Raw genomic sequence first — 17017 nt, forward strand, 5'->3', positions numbered from 1 at the left:
CCTTTGGACGGAGTACAGCAACGCGGTCATCGCCAAAAAAAAATGGCTGACACGCCCTGGGGTCAAGAGACAACCAACACAACAACGACAACTGAGGAACGCCCATGAGTATGTCATCCATACCCTCGCCTTCCCCCAGCGGTAAGCTCTATGGCTGGGTTGAAAAAATAGGTAACAAGGTCCCGCATCCGTTTTTACTGTTTATCTACCTGATTGTGGCGTTGATGGTCGCCACCGCCATCCTGTCGGCGCTGAACGTTGGCGTACAGAACCCCACCGACGGCTCGCGAGTGGTGGTGAAAAATTTGCTTAGCGTCGAAGGGTTGCACTGGTTTTTGCCGAACGTCATTAAGAACTTCAGCGGTTTCGCGCCGCTGGGGGCCATTCTGGCGCTGGTGCTGGGGGCCGGATTTGCGGAACGCGTGGGCCTGCTGCCTTCGCTGATGGTGAAAATGTCATCGCACGTTAGCGCCCGTTACGCCAGCTATATGGTGCTGTTTATCGCCTTCTTCAGCCACATCTCCTCCGATGCCGCGCTGGTGATTATGCCGCCGCTGGGCGCCCTGATGTTTCTCGCCGTCGGCCGCCACCCGGTTGCCGGGCTGCTGGCGGCCATCGCCGGCGTCGGCTGCGGCTTCACGGCCAATCTGCTCATCGTCACCACCGATGTCCTGCTCTCCGGCATCAGCACCGAAGCAGCCAAAACCCTTGACGCCTCGCTCCACGTCAGCGTGATTGATAACTGGTATTTTATGGCAACCTCGGTGATCGTTCTCACGCTGGTTGGCGGATTGATTACCGATAAACTGGTGGAACCGCGATTAGGTCAGTGGCAAGGCGGCAGCGATGAAACGCTGCAGACGTTGACGGCTGAACAGCGCTTCGGCCTGCGCGTGGCCGGTGTGGCCGCGCTGTTATTCGTGGCGGTTATCGCGCTGATGGTCATACCGGAAAACGGTATCCTGCGCGATCCCATCAAGCATACCGTGATGCCTTCGCCGTTTATAAAAGGGATCGTCCCGCTCATTATCTTTTTCTTCTTTGTCGTTTCACTGGCTTACGGCATTGCCACCGGCAAAATTCGCCGTCAGGCCGATCTGCCGCAGCTGATGATTGAGCCGATGAAGGAGATGGCAGGCTTTATCGTGATGGTCTTCCCGCTGGCCCAGTTCGTCGCCATGTTTAACTGGAGCAACATGGGGAAATTTATGGCCGTCGGCTTGACGGATCTGCTGGAGAGCGCGGGAATGAACGGCGTACCGGCGTTTGTCGGCCTCGCGCTGCTATCCGCCTTTTTGTGCATGTTTATCGCCAGCGGCTCGGCAATCTGGTCGATTCTGGCGCCGATTTTCGTGCCGATGTTTATGCTGCTGGGCTTTCACCCGGCATTTGCGCAGATTCTGTTCCGTATCGCCGATTCATCGGTGCTGCCGCTGGCGCCGGTATCGCCGTTTGTGCCGCTGTTTCTCGGCTTCTTACAGCGCTACCGGCCCGAGGCTAAACTGGGAACCTACTACTCGCTGGTCTTGCCTTATCCGTTAATATTCCTGGCCGTCTGGCTACTGTTGCTGGTGGGCTGGTATCTGGTGGGGCTGCCTATCGGGCCGGGTATTTATCCACGATTACCATAATGTCGCCACCGGCCAGGGAAGGCCATGAAACCGTTAACGCCATGTCGTTCGGTTACTGATCTTTTTATACAACCCTTCAATCGCCAAAGAGACCAGATGAATCACTAAGCCGCTGATAATCACGATTACAACGCCAGTCATCATATATTGCATATCACCACCTTTGTTGGTAAGAACCCGCACAGCAACGCCGGGAAATCATTGACTCAAGAAAAGCCAGTCTGTTTATCTGCGGCGTCGGATGCTTACCGCTGAATTCGCCGCCGGTTGAAGGTAGCAAAATCGCTTTGCCGCCGCGCCTGCGAGTGAATACAAAAATAAACATCGCTACCCCACTCCATAATTAATAGTCCATGCTGGCCCGGTTTGTTGACCTTTTCGGGGTATAGTTTGCTAACCTCGCGTCGTGGTATGGTGATGCCCTGCCAATATAACCGCGATGAAGGATTACCGATGCTGACGCTGTTGCAGGATAAAATTGACACCCCGCTGGGGCCGCTGTGGGTAATTTGTGATGAGCAGTTCAACCTGCGGGCCGTTGAGTGGGATCAGCACCGCGACCGCATGGAGCAACTGCTGGATATCCATTATTGGAGTGAAGGCTACGAACGCGTTGATTCCAGTAACCCGGGAGGGCTGAGCAGTAAGCTCAGCGATTACTTCGCCGGGGATCTCGCCATTATCGACACCTTACCGACCGCCACCGGCGGCACGCCGTTTCAGCGGCAGGTCTGGCAAGCGCTGCGCACCATCCCCTGCGGCCAGGTCATGCACTACGGTCAGCTCGCGGAGACGCTGGGGCGTCCGGGCGCCGCGCGCGCCGTGGGTGCCGCTAACGGCTCAAATCCGGTCAGTATTGTGGTGCCCTGCCATCGCGTGATCGGGCGTAACGGTACCATGACCGGTTATGCCGGCGGCGTGCAGCGTAAAGAGTGGCTGTTGCGCCACGAAGGCTATCTGCTCCTTTGACTGTAAGTGCCTTTTTTGGAATCTTCCGGTAATTTTACAATCATTTCTCGCCAGATAAACCTATTATAATCAATTGGATAAATCAGGTAACTGATTTACCCTTTTAATATTACGTGTTTCAGGGGTTCGAGACTTACCTGCTCACCAAAAAGATGTTAAAATTGACCAATATCAATTAAAGCCTGAGCAGACTTATGATCCCGGAAAAGCGAATTATACGACGCATTCAGTCTGGCGGTTGTGCAATCCATTGCCAGGATTGCAGCATTAGCCAGCTTTGCATCCCTTTTACTCTGAACGAGCATGAGCTTGATCAGCTTGATAACATTATCGAGCGGAAAAAGCCTATCCAGAAAGGACAAACCTTGTTCAAAGCCGGTGATGAGCTGAAATCGCTGTATGCAATTCGTTCTGGCACCATTAAAAGCTACACCATCACCGAACAGGGCGATGAGCAAATCACCGGTTTTCATCTGGCGGGCGATCTGGTCGGCTTTGACGCCATCGGCACCGGCCACCACCCAAGCTTTGCCCAGGCGCTGGAAACCTCAATGGTCTGCGAGATTCCTTTTGAAACGTTGGACGATCTCTCCGGTAAGATGCCGAATCTGCGTCAGCAGATGATGCGTCTGATGAGCGGCGAGATTAAAGGCGATCAGGATATGATCCTGCTGCTTTCCAAAAAGAACGCAGAGGAGCGCCTGGCGGCCTTTATCTACAACCTGTCCCGCCGTTTTGCGCAGCGCGGCTTCTCTCCGCGTGAGTTCCGCCTCACCATGACCCGTGGCGATATCGGCAACTATCTGGGCCTGACGGTGGAAACCATCAGCCGCCTGCTGGGGCGTTTCCAGAAAAGCGGTATGCTGGCGGTTAAAGGTAAATATATCACCATTGAAAACAGCGACCTGCTGGCGCAGCTTGCTGGCCAGGCCCGCAACGTCGCCTGATAGTCCCTCTGTATCCGGCCGGATCGCGAATTTTTTTCTAATTTGTTGATCTGGCCAGGCTCCTCCCCTGTTTCATTTCATCCATATAGGTTATCTTTTTAAGGACAAACTGTAGTTACAGTTGTAAGGAGACCCTGTATGGCGAAGTATCAGAACATGCTGGTAGTAATCGACCCCAATCAGGACGACCAGCCTGCATTGCGGCGCGCGGTGTATCTGCACCAACGGATTGGTGGACGCATCAAAGCCTTTTTGCCGATCTATGATTTTTCTTATGAAATGACCACCCTGCTGTCTCCTGACGAACGCACGGCCATGCGCCAGGGCGTCATCGGCCAGCGTACCGCCTGGATCCGCGAGCAGGCAAAATTTTATATAGAATCCGGCGTGCCCATTGATATCAAAGTGGTGTGGCACAATCGTCCCTTCGAAGCCATTATCCAGGAAATCATTAGCGACAAGCATGATTTAGTGCTGAAAATGGCGCACCAGCACGACAAGCTGGAAGCGGTGATTTTCACCCCAACGGACTGGCACCTGCTGCGCAAATGCCCGTGCCCGGTATGGATGGTCAAAGATCAGCCGTGGCCGGAAGGGGGTAAAGCGCTGGTGGCGGTCAATCTCGCCAGCGAAGAGAACTACCACAACGCGCTCAATGAAAAGCTGGTACGCGAAGCGATTGAGCTGGCGGAACAGGTTAACCATACCGAGGTCCATCTGGTGGGCGCCTATCCCGTCACGCCCATCAATATCGCGATTGAGCTCCCTGATTTTGACCCCAGCGTTTATAACGACGCCATTCGCGGTCAGCATTTGCTGGCCATGAAAGCGCTGCGGCAGAAATTCGGCATCGATGAAGGCCGCACCCACGTTGAAAAAGGTCTTCCTGAAGAGGTGATCCCCGATCTGTCTGAACATCTGCAGGCGGGCATCGTGGTGCTGGGCACCGTGGGTCGTACCGGCCTATCGGCGGCCTTCCTCGGCAATACCGCCGAGCAGGTGATTGACCACCTGCGCTGCGACCTGCTGGCGCTGAAGCCGGATCAATACCAGACGCCGGTTGAGCTGGACGACGAAGAAGACGATTAGTCACTCGCCTTCAGTAAGAGTAAAAAACTTCATCCCCCGCCCGCGCGGGGGATTTTTTTGCATTTTATAAACAAAATAAAGGGCCGCCCGGCCCTTATCTTCTATCGCTTTATCGGTAACGAAAACGTTAGTGGATACCTAAACGCCAGGCGTGATCGATCTCTTCTTTCAGCTCCATGGACGAAAGCGCCATTAAGTCAGCAAACTCAAGTTCCAGTAGTTTCAGCTTTTTCAGATACTGCGCGGGGGTTAAAGCAGCGGGGTCACGGCGCAGAAATTCGATGGCCAGTTGCGTGGGGGTTAACTCGGTATCCATAATATCCTCAGTTTGAGTGAAAAACAGGCCTATTATAACACTCTCACCTGATTGTTTTATGAGCAAATAATCACTTGATAACCTATATAAAAAAGCCGTCTCACAGGAGACGGCTTAAGAAGCACAGGTTTTAAAAGACCAGGCTCTACAGTGCTTTCAGAATCGCATCGACGCTGGCTTTGGCATCGCCAAACAGCATGTGGGTGTTCTCTTTAAAGAACAGCGGGTTCTGTACGCCGGCGTAGCCAGTGTTCATCGAACGCTTAAATACAATCACATTCTGCGCTTTCCACACTTCCAGCACCGGCATACCGGCGATCGGGCTGCCCGGATCGTCCTGCGCGGCCGGGTTAACGGTGTCGTTAGCGCCGATCACCAGCACGGTGTCGGTATCGGAGAAATCATCGTTGATCTCATCCATCTCCAGCACGATGTCATACGGGACTTTCGCTTCCGCCAGCAGTACGTTCATATGGCCCGGCAGACGCCCGGCAACCGGGTGAATACCGAAACGTACTTTGATTCCGCGCGCGCGCAGTCGCTCGGTGATTTCCGCGACCGGATACTGGGCCTGCGCCACCGCCATGCCGTAGCCCGGGGTGATGATCACCGACTGCGAACCTTTCAGCATCTCTGCGGTTTCTTCGGCGCTGATTTCACGGTGCTCGCCCACTTCTTCATCCGCCGTGGAGGCCGTGCCGTCAGAACCAAAGCCACCGGCAATCACGCTGAAGAACGAACGGTTCATCGCCTTACACATGATGTACGACAGAATCGCACCGGAAGAACCTACCAGCGCGCCAGTTACGATAAGCAGGTCGTTGCTGAGCATAAAGCCCGCTGCTGCCGCCGCCCAACCGGAGTAGGAGTTCAGCATTGACACCACGACCGGCATATCCGCGCCGCCGATGGAGGCCACCAGGTGCCAGCCAAACGCCAGGGCAATAACGGTCATCACCAGCAGGCACAGTACCTGCATGCCGATGCTGTCGGTACGTACGAAAACGATCAGCAGCAGGAAAGAAACCACCAGCGCCGCCAGGTTCAGCTTATGACGGTTCGGCAGCATCAGCGGTTTTGAAGACATCTTGCCGCACAGTTTGCCAAACGCCACGACGGAGCCGGTGAAGGTCACCGCACCGATGAAGATGCCGAGGAACACTTCGGTCAGATGAATATTGACCAGAATCTGTTCCATCCCTGTTTCATGCTGCAGATAGCTGTTAAAGCCTACCAGCACCGCCGCCAGGCCCACGAAGCTGTGCAGAATCGCCACCAGCTCCGGCATTTCGGTCATTTCAACTTTCTTCGCCAGACGAATACCGATAGCGCCGCCGATAACCATCGCCAGCAGGATCCACGCGACGTTGCTGCTGTCCGGCCCCAGGATGGTCGCCACCAGGGCAATCGCCATCCCGGCAATACCGTAGTAGTTGCCCTGTTGCGAGGTTTCGTGTTTGGAAAGCCCCGCCAGGCTAAAAATAAATAGAATCGCGGCAACAATGTATGCAGCTGTAACTAATCCACCAGACATTTGTTACCCCTTATCCTTTGCGGAACATTTTCAGCATGCGCTGAGTGACGGTGAAACCACCAAAAATATTAATGCTGGCGATCAGCACCGCGATAAAGCTCAGGAAGCTGACCCAGCCGCCGTGGCCTATCTGTAACAATGCCCCGACCACAATAATGCCGGAAATGGCGTTAGTGACCGACATCAGCGGCGTATGCAGCGCGTGGGATACGTTCCAGACGACGTAGTAACCGACCACGCAGGAGAGCGCAAAGACGGTAAAGTGGCCGAGGAACTCTTTTGGCGCCACGCTGGCCAGCCAGCCAAACAGAATAATCGCCAGCGCCATCAGCGCATACTTGCGCAGCGGCGAGCTCGGTTTCGCCTCTGCTTTTGGCGCTTCAACCTTTTTCGCTGCCGCCTGCGGCTGAGCAGATACCTGAATGGGTGGCGCGGGCCAGGTGATTTCACCTTCGCGAACCACGGTAACGCCGCGGATAACGACATCATCAAAATCGATAACGACATTGCCGTCTTTCTCTTTGCACAGCAGCTTGAGCAGGTTGACCAGATTGGTACCGTACAGCTGCGAAGACTGCGTTGGCAGACGGCCAGGGAGATCGGTATAACCGATAATCTTCACGCCGTTGGCGGTGGTGACTACCTGACCCGGCACGGTGTATTCACAGTTGCCGCCGTTTTGCGACGCCAGATCAACCACCACGCTGCCGGGCTTCATGGAGTCGACCATTTCGCGGGTAATCAGCTTCGGCGCCGGTTTACCCGGAATCAGCGCGGTGGTGACGATGATGTCGACATCTTTCGCCTGGGCGGCAAAGAGCGCCATCTCGGCTTTAATAAAGGCTTCAGACATGACTTTGGCATAGCCGTCGCCGCTGCCCGCTTCCTCTTTAAAATCCAGCTCAAGGAACTCGGCGCCCATACTCTGCACCTGTTCTTTCACTTCCGGACGGGTATCAAACGCGCGGACGATTGCCCCGAGGCTATTGGCCGCGCCGATGGCCGCCAGACCAGCAACCCCGGCGCCGATCACCATCACCTTCGCGGGCGGAACCTTACCTGCCGCGGTGATCTGCCCGGTGAAGAAGCGGCCAAACTCGTGGGCGGCTTCCACGATCGCGCGGTAGCCGGCGATGTTAGCCATCGAACTTAACGCATCCAGCGACTGCGCGCGCGAAATACGCGGCACCGAATCCATCGCCATCACGTTGATGTTGCGCGCCGCCAGTTTTTCCATCAGCTGCGGGTTTTGCGCCGGCCAGATAAAGCTGATAAGCGTCGTGCCGGGATTAAGCAGCAGGATTTCATCGTCATCGGGCGCGTTCACTTTCAGAATGACGTCAGACTGCCATACGTCATCACCGCTCACGATCTCCGCTCCAGCCTGAACGAAGGCTTCATCGTCGAAACTGGCCAACTTACCGGCACCGCTTTCTACCGCGACGCTGAACCCAAGCTTAAGCAGCTGCTCCACCGTTTTCGGCGTGGCGGCGGCCCGGGTTTCCTGGGCGAGTCTCTCTTTTGGTACACCAATACGCATAGTTTTCCCTTCCATCGGTTTTTGATGATGGTTTACTTTTCTTACAAGCGACCGTCGCAAAGGCGGATGAACGCGCCCCCCAACATATGTCTGAAAAAATAAAACAGTAACAAACTTTTTATAACCTACTGAAAATACCGATTGTGATCTACAGCAATAAAACAGAAATTTTGATTTTATTGGTAAAACGCCCGGCTTACCGTGTCAGGCAGCAATATTTACCTTATTTTTATGCCAGCGCCTGATAATCCGCTTGGCAGAAGGGTTAATTCACCATTTATCGCCGTCTGGATCAGCGTGTTAACATTATGTTAACTTATGAAAGTGATATCGATTATCGATTTTGCTGGTCAAGCGGCTGTTTTTTCAACATATCGAAAAATGTTATATTTCTGCAGTATACGTTTAGAGCGGCAAGTGAAAATTGACGCAGACAGTCACTCACGATAAATGCAATAATCAAATGTTTTCAGTCAACAACAATACCCGTACATGGTTTGCGCAAGGCAAAGGATTATTTTTATGAAGCTTAAGAACTCACTCCTGGCGTCTGCTCTTCTGGCTACCACCGCGTTGTCTGCCCATGCAGCGACCGAGCTGACTCCGGAGCAGGCGGCAGCGCTGAAGCCCTACGATCGCGTTGTGGTGACCGGTCGTTTTAACGCCATTGGCGATGCGGTGCAGGCAGTTTCCCGTAAAGCGGACAAAGAAGGCGCAGCTTCCTTTTATGTTGTCGACACCTCCGATTTTGGCAGCGGCGGCAACCTGCGCGTAACGGCCGATTTTTATAAAGAAAATGCCCCGCAGGCCGACGCGCCAAAAAACCGCATTATCAACGGCATAATGGAATTACCGAAGGATCAGGCCGTTGAGCTGGAGCCGTTTGATACCGTCACCGTACAGGGCTTCTACCGCAGCCAGCCGGAAGTCAACGACGCCATTACCAAAGCCGCGAAAGCCAAGGGCGCAGCCTCTTTCTTTATCGTACGCCAGGTTGATGCCAACCAGGGCGGCAACCAGCGCATCACCGCCTATATCTACAAAGCGGATGCCAAAAAACGCGTTCTGCAAAGCCCGGATGCGATCCCGGCAGATTCAGAAGCCGGTCGCGCAGCGCTGGCCGAAGGCGGAGAAGCTGCTAAGAAAGTTGAAATTCCTGGCGTGGCAACGACCGCAGCGGTCGGTTCCGGCACCGGCGTAGGCCGTTTCTTTGAAACGCAATCGTCTAAAGGCGGGCGTTACACCGTCACGCTGCCGGACGGCACCAGGGTCGAGGAAGTGAATAAAATCACCGCCGCGCAGATGGTTCCTTACGACAGCATCAAGTTCACCGGTAACTACGGTAACATGACGGAAATCTCCTACCAGACGGCTAAGCGCGCCGCGAAGAAAGGCGCGAAGTACTACCACATTACCCGTCAGTGGCAGGAACGAGGCGGCAACATCACCATCAGCGCCGACCTGTATAAATAACGGTAGCTGAGCTGAACAAAAAGGCGGCGATTAGTCGCCTTTTTTCTTTTTTTCATTTCTCTCCATTGCATGCATACAAAACACTCCGTAAAATCCCGCGCCTTAGCGCAATCCTCCATTTTTATGCGATTTCGCCAAATAAATATTCTTAGCTTGATGATTATCACCTCGGGAATGCAATGGAAAAGAAACTGGGCCTTAGCGCCCTGACCGCGCTGGTACTTAGCTCGATGCTGGGGGCGGGTGTATTCAGTCTGCCGCAGAACATGGCAGCCGTTGCCAGCCCTTCCGCGCTGCTTATCGGCTGGGGCATCACCGGCGTGGGGATCCTGTTCCTCGCCTTTGCCATGCTGCTGCTCACGCGGATTCGCCCCGACCTCGACGGCGGTATTTTCACCTACGCCCGGGAAGGTTTCGGCGAGCTGATTGGCTTCTGCTCCGCCTGGGGCTACTGGCTGTGCGCGGTTGTCGCCAACGTCTCCTACCTGGTTATCGTCTTCTCGGCGCTCAGCTTCTTTACCGATACGCCCGAACTGCGCCTGTTCGGCGATGGCAATACCTGGCAATCCATCATCGGCGCCTCGGTCCTGCTGTGGATTGTCCATTTCCTGGTTCTGCGCGGCGTTCAAACGGCGGCCGGTATCAACCTGGCCGCGACGCTGGCCAAGCTGCTGCCTCTCGGGGCGTTTATCGCGCTGGCCGCTATGGCGTTTCGTATGGAGACATTTCGCCTCGATTTTAGCGGCCTGGCGCTGGGCGTACCGGTATGGGAGCAGGTGAAAAACACCATGCTGATCACCCTGTGGGTGTTTATCGGCGTCGAAGGCGCGGTCGTGGTTTCCGCCCGCGCGCGTAATAAACAGGATGTCGGGCGCGCGACGCTGCTGGCGGTACTCTCCGCGCTGGCGGTCTATTTGCTGGTGACGCTTCTCTCGTTAGGGGTTGTGCCGCGTAGCGAACTGGCGGAAATCCGCAACCCGTCAATGGCCGGCCTGATGGTCAACATGATGGGCTCCTGGGGCGAAATTGTGATCGCTGCCGGGCTGATTATCTCCGTCTGCGGCGCGTATCTGAGCTGGACGATTATGGCGGCGGAGGTGCCCTATCTGGCAGCGACGCATAAAGCATTCCCGCGCCTGTTTGCCCGAACCAATAAAAACAACGCGCCGTCGTCTTCGCTGTGGCTCACCAATATCAGCGTACAGGCTTCGCTGGTGTTGATTTGGCTTACCGGCTCAGATTACAGCACGCTGCTAACCATCGCCTCAGAGATGATCCTGGTCCCCTACTTTCTCGTCGGCGCCTTTCTGCTGAAGATTGCCCGGCGCCCGCTGCACAAGGCGGTCGGTGTCGGCGCCTGCATTTATGGCTTATGGTTATTATATGCGTCCGGCCCTGTGCATTTATTGTTGTCGGTGATACTTTACGCTCCGGGTCTTCTGGTTTTCCTGTATGCCCGTCGTACACACCAGCACGATCGCCCGCTCAAACGCCGTGACCTGGCATTAATTGGTTTTTTGCTGGTTGCCGCCGTACCGGCAACGTGGATGTTGGTAGGGTAAGCGGTTACCCTGCCGCTGAACTCAAAGGAGATCTCCATGGCTGACATCCAGCCTCGCCCGATCCTGATTACCGGCGGGGGCCGTCGCATCGGCCTCGCCCTGGCCCGCCATTTTGTGGCCCGCCAGCAGCCCGTTATCATCAGCTATCGCACCTGGTATCCGGCCATCGACGCGCTGCGTGAAGCGGGAGCCGTTTGCCTACACGCGGATTTCAGCACGGATGAAAGCATTCTGGCGTTCGCCGCAGAGGTGGAAGCGCACGCCAGCGGCGGTCTGCGCGCCATCATTCATAACGCCAGCGGCTGGATGGCGGAAAAGCCCGGGATCCCGTTAACCACGGTGCTCGCCAGCATGATGCAAATTCACGTCAACGCCCCCTACCTGCTCAACCATGCCCTGGAGAGCCTGCTGCGCGGCCACGGTCATGCCGCCAGTGATATTATCCATATCACCGACTACGTCGTGGAGCGCGGCAGCGACAAACATATCGCCTACGCCGCCAGCAAAGCGGCGCTGGATAATATGAGCCGCTCGTTCGCCCGCAAGCTGGCGCCGGAAATTAAGGTTAACGCCATCGCCCCCTCGCTGATTTTATTTAATGAAGGGGATGACGCGGAGTACCGCAGGCAGGCGCTCGATAAATCGCTGATGAAAATCGCCCCAGGCGAAAAAGAGATCATTGACCTGACTGAATACCTGTTCAGCAGTAGCTACGTGACCGGGCGCTCATTTGCCGTCGACGGCGGCCGCCATCTGCGCTAGTGGAAACGGCTCCAGCCAATAATGAGTAGCCACGCGCATAAGCTCCAGCACACCACTGCGCCTGCCAGGGCAAACGGCAGGCGCATAACGCCGGTGAAATACCATAGCGAAAGCAAGTAGATAAAGTACGGAATGATAGACCACATCCCAAAGACGATGGTGGTGCGTAGCGCTTCGATACCCCGCTCGCTGGCGACGATGTAGTGCGCAATCAGGGCGAAAGTGGGAAAAAGCGGAATTAACCCGGCGATATAGTAATTTTTCGTTTTGGACAGCACGCCGATCAGGACGACAACCAGTGCCCCGAGCAGCGCTTTTATCAACAGCCCCATTCCTTTTGCCTTAACATTTAAACAACATGTATTCGCAGCATAACGGAAGCGCGGGAATTTATAAATGCGCAAAAGCGGCGAGCAGACTGAACAGGCGAAAGACCTATTTGACTACTCCATAACGGTGGTTATGGCAGGTGATGATATCCCCTGACAAAGACCGTGCTATTTGAAATCAATTAACCCTATTTTGAACATCTTTTGCACAAACGCATTTGTTTTTACTGCGAAAAGCATCTGCATGCTCTAATTACTTGGTTATACGTATAACATTTTTTATATCGTTATTTTTGATGTTATACCACGGTATATTTTTCCTGCACATCACCTTTAAGGGTTTACACATATTTTAAAGCGCAACATGAACGCCTGAATGATATTTAGCAGATGTTAACTCAATAATCTCATCGGTTTACTCGCACCATTAATCCGCAGTAAGTGATGCAAATCAATACTGATAAAATAGCCTGAAAACGGTTAATTGATATAGGCGGTTTTTAGCATAACTGATGACTTTAAATCTATTATTTCTGCACTCATTAGCAATAAGCGCGCGTAGACACTTTTTAGAAAAACAGCAGAATAAAGTCCGTTATATTGATTTATATCAAAATAAAACCGATTTCATAAAGAAGCATACTTTGCCATTAATGACATGCAGCGTAGTAGATATGATCGTAATTATATGATTTTACGATCTTTCGATCTAATCTTGATATCCAGCGCGGAATTTTATTCTATTCACAACCAACAATGCAGCTTATTAGTTCATCTCCGGTCGGTTTTTCGAATCTTTTACTTGTTGCTATTATCAATATCAGTATTAGACACTCATGTAAGTGCAATTATTCTATATTAAACTAAGTCAGCGTCAGCTAAAGGAACCTCCATGTTTGGACCCGCTTCAGGCACAATAAAAAGCCCCTTAAACCTTATCAAACTATATACATCAACGCGAAAATGCTCATAAATTACTGGAGCGCATTAAGCATGCAGTGGAATATTGAAAATAGCCTTGTATGTCCTGTAACCGGAACAGGATTTTCAGTTGCGGCAAGTGCTAAAAATCTCAAATTAATCATATGGTATAATGGTGATTATTTTTTGAACACTGGTTCGGTTATTAACATCACTCAAAATGAAGTGCTCATTAACGGCGAGCCCGGCGATTTACAGGTTATTCACGCTTTCCCCTATACGGAAATCCTGTGGTCAACGTTTGCCCGGTATATCGATTGTCCGGGCAATGAGAATCCTATGTTGCTCATCTGCCATCGAAGAAGTCTCTGCAAATTCGCCTTGTGCCCCTACGGTGCGAGGCAAAAGAGGCCAGAATAAGGCTCTCCCCTGACTCAAGCTCAGCCTATTTCTCTACGGGCAGAGGCTGTTCTGACAGACGCTGCCCACCTTCTGCCGCACCCCATGACCATAATACGCAGAACTTTCGTCATTAACGCAATCATTGTCTGGTCACGTGAAAGCATAGCTCTGAACCACAAGTCCGGGAAGCATAGCGAATTTCGTCACCAATACATAGCTCATATTAATGCCCGAATGGTTTACAATGGCGATAGCGATGAATGGGCTGCTGACCTTATGATGCCTCATGCGCCGTCTCAGCCGCGATTCTGGCAAAGCGATTCAAACGATGATAGATGAGTACAAGCATACACAATATGAATAAAATTGTTTTCGTTGAGGACGATGCCGAGGTCGGCGCACTGATTGCCGCCTACCTTGGCAAACACGATATGGACGTGGTGGTAGAACCGCGCGGCGACCGGGCGGAAGAGGTTATCGCGCGCGAAAAGCCCGATCTGGTGCTGCTGGATATCATGCTGCCGGGTAAAGACGGTATGACGCTGTGCCGCGATTTGCGCGGCCAATGGCAGGGCCCCATCGTCCTGCTCACTTCGCTGGACAGCGATATGAACCATATTCTCTCTCTCGAAATGGGCGCCAGCGATTATATCCTGAAAACCACGCCGCCCGCGGTGCTGTTAGCCCGCCTGCGCCTGCATTTGCGTCAGCACGTCGCCGTGCCGGAAGGTAGCGTCCCCTCCTCCCTCACCCCGCATAAAGCCATCACCTTTGGCTCCCTGAGCATCGATCCGGTCAATCGCCAGGTCATGCTCAGCGGCGAAAGCGTCGCGTTATCCACCGCGGATTTCGATCTGCTGTGGGAGCTGGCGACGCACGCCGGACAAATTATGGATCGCGACGCGTTATTAAAAAACCTGCGCGGCGTCAGCTACGATGGTATGGACCGCAGCGTCGACGTTGCCATTTCGCGGCTGCGCAAAAAGCTTCTCGACAATGCGACCGAGCCCTATCGCATCAAAACGGTACGCAATAAAGGCTATCTGTTCGCCCCCCACGCCTGGGACAATTAATTCACGGGTCAGCTGTGAGTGCGGGTTAAGTCGCCACAGTCACTGCACCCTCCTGTTAATGATTAACTATTCTTAAAACAAGCGTTGCGCTTAATGCAAAACTGGCGAATCCGGAACCGATCGGCGCAAAACATTCTAATGTGGTGGTAACCATGGCGATTGTGCCACTATCGATACCCGCCGTGAGTATAGAGCTTCACACCATCAGTGGGTTGGGATGACCGAAATATCTACTGTACGGGGGTATTTAAATGTTGAGCGATCTCAGCAACGATGAAAGTAAAAGACGCGCGGCGATTGACCTGTTAAAAAATCCCGACGAGGGACGGGACGAAGCATTAAAGAAGTATACGCATCTGGTCTGCCAGTTGCTGAAAATGCCGATGAGTTTTGTCTCGGTGCTGGATGATGAAAAGCTATATATCAAATCCGCTCAGAATATCGCCGCCACGGAAACCCGCCTGGGCGACGCATTTTGCGAACAGACCTTGAAACAGGGTAAAACGTTCATTTGTCGTGATACGCATCAGCACCCGGTTTTTCAGCGCGATCGCGCCGTCAGAGAAGCGCCGTTCATTCGTTTTTATGCGGGATGCCCGCTGACAACCCGGGATGGGGTGGCCGTGGGTACCTTGAGTATCCTGGATACGCAACCCAGGGAACTTTCCGACGAGCAGGTCGCTATCTTTAACACGCTGGCCGAGCTGGTATCGGACTTCTTAGCCTCCTGGCACTCGGTAGGCTATACCGACGTCGTCACGCTATTACCCAATCGTCAGCGCCTGCTGAAGGACATTGAGGTGTCGGCGGTGAGCGCCTTCCGGCTGGTCATCATTGACTGCATTGATATGCCCTTTGCCTACGAGATGGCCCGCTCATTGGGGATGATTGCCGTAGAAAACTTACTTCGCGACATGACCGCTCAGCTGCAGGCACGTCTGCCTCTCGCGGGCCAGCTTTACGCCGTGGCGGTCGGACGATTTGCTTTTTTAACGCCTGAGCCAACGGCTCTGTCGCTGGAAAACATTGCACAAAACCTTCAGGGAACCCAGGCCAGGATTGGCCCTGAAGTTCCCCTGGATTTGGATATTCACATGGGTGACTCCGGGCTGTGCGACAGCACCCTGACGCCGAATGAAATTCTGCGTCGTGCGGTGAGCGCTTTGCATGAGGCGATAAGCCAGGGGCTCCGTTTTACCACCTATAATGACGCCCTGGATACCCGCAAAAAGAGGGATTTCAGCCTGCTGACCGAACTCAGACAAACGCTGCAGGGAAACCAGGGCTTATATCTGGTCTATCAGCCGAAAATCTCGCTGGCGACCGGGCGCGTGACGGGTGCTGAAGCGCTGGTCAGATGGAAGCATCCGACAAACGGCGAAGTCCTGCCCGGCGAATTTATCCCGCTGGTCGAAAAGACCAGCCTGATGCGTGAGCTCACGGCCTGGGTTATCGATCGCACTATCGCGCAGCTGAGCGAGTGGCGGGACCAGGGACTGACTCTGCCGGTGTCAATTAATCTGGCCGCCAGTGACTTTTCTCGGCCCGATTTCGCTGAGGAGCTTGAACAGAAACTGCGGAATGCGTCTCTTGAGCCGGCGCTGCTGGGATTGGAGTGTCTGGAAACCGAGAAGATGCTTGAAAGTCCGGCCGCGCTTAACGGGTTGAACATGCTTAAAAAACGTGGATTTAAAATTTCTCTGGATGACTTTGGTTCGGGATACAGCAACATTAATTACCTGCGGCAAATGCCCCTGGACATCATCAAACTCGACCGGTCTATTGTGAGTCATATTGTCGACGAAAAAGCCAGCCGCATTATTGTGCGTAACGTTATCAAGCTTCTCAAGCAGCTCGATTACATCGTCCTGGCCGAAGGCGTCGAGGATCGCAAAACGGTCGAGATCTTGCGAAGCCTCGGCTGCGATGAGGTTCAGGGCTATTTCTATGCCAGGCCAATGGTTTCTGCAGATTTTGCAGCATGGTCCCGCGCCAGAAACGCAGCGACGGAAAGGAACCCCCTGTAGGGCATCGCCGTTTTCGAAGCAAATGATCGGACGCATCGGCGGTTACGCAAGGTTCTTGCTGACCAAAATGCCCCACGTTCAGTCGCGCTAACCGTACCAGCCAGCTGGTTTCTAGCCGAAATTGCCATATAACCTCCAGCAGAGATGAGAAAAGGTGTTATATCAAGTTGAACCCTCCTCACCTATAACCACTTTCTTATAATGGTTTTTTGACAAGCTTACGCGACGGCGTCAGCACTCGCTTGCTATGGTCTCCTCGAGTGTGCGCGATCAAGATTGCCGGGTGTGTCGACTGCCCGCCGCATAACTTATGCAGAGCGGATGTTGTCAGCCGGTGCGAACCCTGCTTTCATAGCGAATCCAGCGGCGGATGAAAATGCAGAAAGGGGTTTTCACGAAGTTTCTGCCGGGGAAAATGCCCTCATGATGCCTCTGAGGGTAT

14 protein-coding genes are annotated in these 17017 nt (G+C 53.6%); 10 read left to right on the forward strand and 4 right to left on the reverse strand.

What is annotated here, in order from left to right:
• The first annotated feature begins 104 nt into the window (after window positions 1-104).
• The 4 genes from abgT (at window position 105) to uspE (ending at window position 4636) form a co-directional block, all read left to right on the forward strand.
• A complete protein-coding gene (abgT, locus tag BWI76_RS16175; RefSeq protein WP_049130185.1) occupies window positions 105-1631 on the forward strand; it encodes a p-aminobenzoyl-glutamate transporter in 1527 nt (508 codons plus the stop codon).
• A gap of 453 nt (window positions 1632-2084) precedes the next feature.
• Window positions 2085-2600 carry a methylated-DNA--[protein]-cysteine S-methyltransferase gene (gene ogt / locus BWI76_RS16180; RefSeq protein ID WP_004135560.1) on the forward strand — a complete coding sequence of 172 codons (516 nt, stop codon included), beginning with the start codon at window positions 2085-2087 and terminating at the stop codon, window positions 2598-2600.
• A 194-nt stretch (window positions 2601-2794) separates the two neighbouring features.
• A complete protein-coding gene (gene fnr, locus BWI76_RS16185; RefSeq protein ID WP_004102577.1) occupies window positions 2795-3547 on the forward strand; it encodes a fumarate/nitrate reduction transcriptional regulator Fnr in 753 nt (250 codons plus the stop codon).
• Between the two features lie 138 nt (window positions 3548-3685).
• Window positions 3686-4636 (forward strand): universal stress protein UspE, encoded by a 951-nt coding sequence (uspE, locus tag BWI76_RS16190; protein WP_024358004.1) that lies wholly within the window; start codon window positions 3686-3688, stop codon window positions 4634-4636.
• A gap of 127 nt (window positions 4637-4763) precedes the next feature.
• On the opposite strand, the gene BWI76_RS16195 is transcribed toward uspE, so the two are convergent.
• The 3 genes from BWI76_RS16195 to pntA all read right to left on the reverse strand — a co-directional run bounded on the left by BWI76_RS16195 (window position 4764) and on the right by pntA (window position 8026).
• Entirely contained in the window at window positions 4764-4952 is a 189-nt protein-coding gene (locus BWI76_RS16195; protein WP_004102581.1) for a YdiH family protein, read from the reverse strand.
• Window positions 4953-5097: 145 nt separating this feature from the next.
• On the reverse strand, window positions 5098-6486 hold the full coding sequence (gene pntB, locus BWI76_RS16200; RefSeq protein ID WP_004134414.1) for a Re/Si-specific NAD(P)(+) transhydrogenase subunit beta: 1389 nt from the start codon (window positions 6484-6486) through the stop codon (window positions 5098-5100).
• 10 nt (window positions 6487-6496) lie between these two features.
• Window positions 6497-8026: a Re/Si-specific NAD(P)(+) transhydrogenase subunit alpha gene (pntA, locus tag BWI76_RS16205; protein ID WP_004119626.1), complete on the reverse strand. Its 1530-nt coding sequence runs from the start codon at window positions 8024-8026 to the stop codon at window positions 6497-6499.
• A gap of 522 nt (window positions 8027-8548) precedes the next feature.
• Between pntA and ydgH the strand changes: the two genes are divergently transcribed.
• From ydgH to folM, 3 genes are all read left to right on the forward strand, one after another.
• The gene (ydgH, locus tag BWI76_RS16215) at window positions 8549-9499 is read left to right on the forward strand and encodes a DUF1471 family protein YdgH (protein ID WP_004134413.1); all 951 of its coding nucleotides are present in this window, start codon (window positions 8549-8551) and stop codon (window positions 9497-9499) included.
• 179 nt (window positions 9500-9678) lie between these two features.
• Window positions 9679-11061 (forward strand): amino acid permease, encoded by a 1383-nt coding sequence (locus BWI76_RS16225; protein ID WP_004134411.1) that lies wholly within the window; start codon window positions 9679-9681, stop codon window positions 11059-11061.
• A 36-nt stretch (window positions 11062-11097) separates the two neighbouring features.
• Window positions 11098-11823 (forward strand): dihydromonapterin reductase, encoded by a 726-nt coding sequence (folM, locus tag BWI76_RS16230; RefSeq protein ID WP_004134410.1) that lies wholly within the window; start codon window positions 11098-11100, stop codon window positions 11821-11823.
• On the opposite strand, the gene BWI76_RS16235 is transcribed toward folM, so the two are convergent.
• A complete protein-coding gene (locus tag BWI76_RS16235) occupies window positions 11820-12155 on the reverse strand; it encodes a GlpM family protein (protein ID WP_004119621.1) in 336 nt (111 codons plus the stop codon). The genes folM and BWI76_RS16235 overlap by 4 nt on opposite strands.
• Before the next feature lie 990 nt (window positions 12156-13145).
• Here BWI76_RS16235 and iraM point away from each other — a divergent pair.
• The 3 genes from iraM (at window position 13146) to BWI76_RS16255 (ending at window position 16575) form a co-directional block, all read left to right on the forward strand.
• Entirely contained in the window at window positions 13146-13493 is a 348-nt protein-coding gene (gene iraM, locus BWI76_RS16240; RefSeq protein WP_004134408.1) for an anti-adapter protein IraM, read from the forward strand.
• A 338-nt stretch (window positions 13494-13831) separates the two neighbouring features.
• Complete coding sequence (gene rstA / locus BWI76_RS16250) at window positions 13832-14548, forward strand: two-component system response regulator RstA (RefSeq protein ID WP_004134406.1); 717 nt, start codon at window positions 13832-13834, stop codon at window positions 14546-14548.
• Window positions 14549-14799: 251 nt separating this feature from the next.
• Window positions 14800-16575 (forward strand): GGDEF domain-containing phosphodiesterase, encoded by a 1776-nt coding sequence (locus tag BWI76_RS16255; RefSeq protein ID WP_064371798.1) that lies wholly within the window; start codon window positions 14800-14802, stop codon window positions 16573-16575.
• Window positions 16576-17017: the final 442 nt, after the last annotated feature.

Source organism: Klebsiella sp. M5al (assembly GCF_002090195.1).
Taxonomy (GTDB): domain Bacteria; phylum Pseudomonadota; class Gammaproteobacteria; order Enterobacterales; family Enterobacteriaceae; genus Klebsiella; species Klebsiella grimontii.

Excerpts from the sequence above, each read along its gene's own strand:
- abgT (WP_049130185.1), top strand. The coding sequence starts at position 105 with ATGAGTATGTCATCCATACCCTCGCCTTCCCCCAGCGGTAAGCTCTAT.
- ogt (WP_004135560.1), top strand. The coding sequence starts at position 2,085 with ATGCTGACGCTGTTGCAGGATAAAATTGACACCCCGCTGGGGCCGCTG.
- fnr (WP_004102577.1), top strand. The coding sequence starts at position 2,795 with ATGATCCCGGAAAAGCGAATTATACGACGCATTCAGTCTGGCGGTTGT.
- uspE (WP_024358004.1), top strand. The coding sequence starts at position 3,686 with ATGGCGAAGTATCAGAACATGCTGGTAGTAATCGACCCCAATCAGGAC.
- BWI76_RS16195 (WP_004102581.1), bottom strand. The coding sequence starts at position 4,952 with ATGGATACCGAGTTAACCCCCACGCAACTGGCCATCGAATTTCTGCGC.
- pntB (WP_004134414.1), bottom strand. The coding sequence starts at position 6,486 with ATGTCTGGTGGATTAGTTACAGCTGCATACATTGTTGCCGCGATTCTA.
- pntA (WP_004119626.1), bottom strand. The coding sequence starts at position 8,026 with ATGCGTATTGGTGTACCAAAAGAGAGACTCGCCCAGGAAACCCGGGCC.
- ydgH (WP_004134413.1), top strand. The coding sequence starts at position 8,549 with ATGAAGCTTAAGAACTCACTCCTGGCGTCTGCTCTTCTGGCTACCACC.
- BWI76_RS16225 (WP_004134411.1), top strand. The coding sequence starts at position 9,679 with ATGGAAAAGAAACTGGGCCTTAGCGCCCTGACCGCGCTGGTACTTAGC.
- folM (WP_004134410.1), top strand. The coding sequence starts at position 11,098 with ATGGCTGACATCCAGCCTCGCCCGATCCTGATTACCGGCGGGGGCCGT.
- BWI76_RS16235 (WP_004119621.1), bottom strand. The coding sequence starts at position 12,155 with ATGGGGCTGTTGATAAAAGCGCTGCTCGGGGCACTGGTTGTCGTCCTG.
- iraM (WP_004134408.1), top strand. The coding sequence starts at position 13,146 with ATGCAGTGGAATATTGAAAATAGCCTTGTATGTCCTGTAACCGGAACA.
- rstA (WP_004134406.1), top strand. The coding sequence starts at position 13,832 with ATGAATAAAATTGTTTTCGTTGAGGACGATGCCGAGGTCGGCGCACTG.
- BWI76_RS16255 (WP_064371798.1), top strand. The coding sequence starts at position 14,800 with ATGTTGAGCGATCTCAGCAACGATGAAAGTAAAAGACGCGCGGCGATT.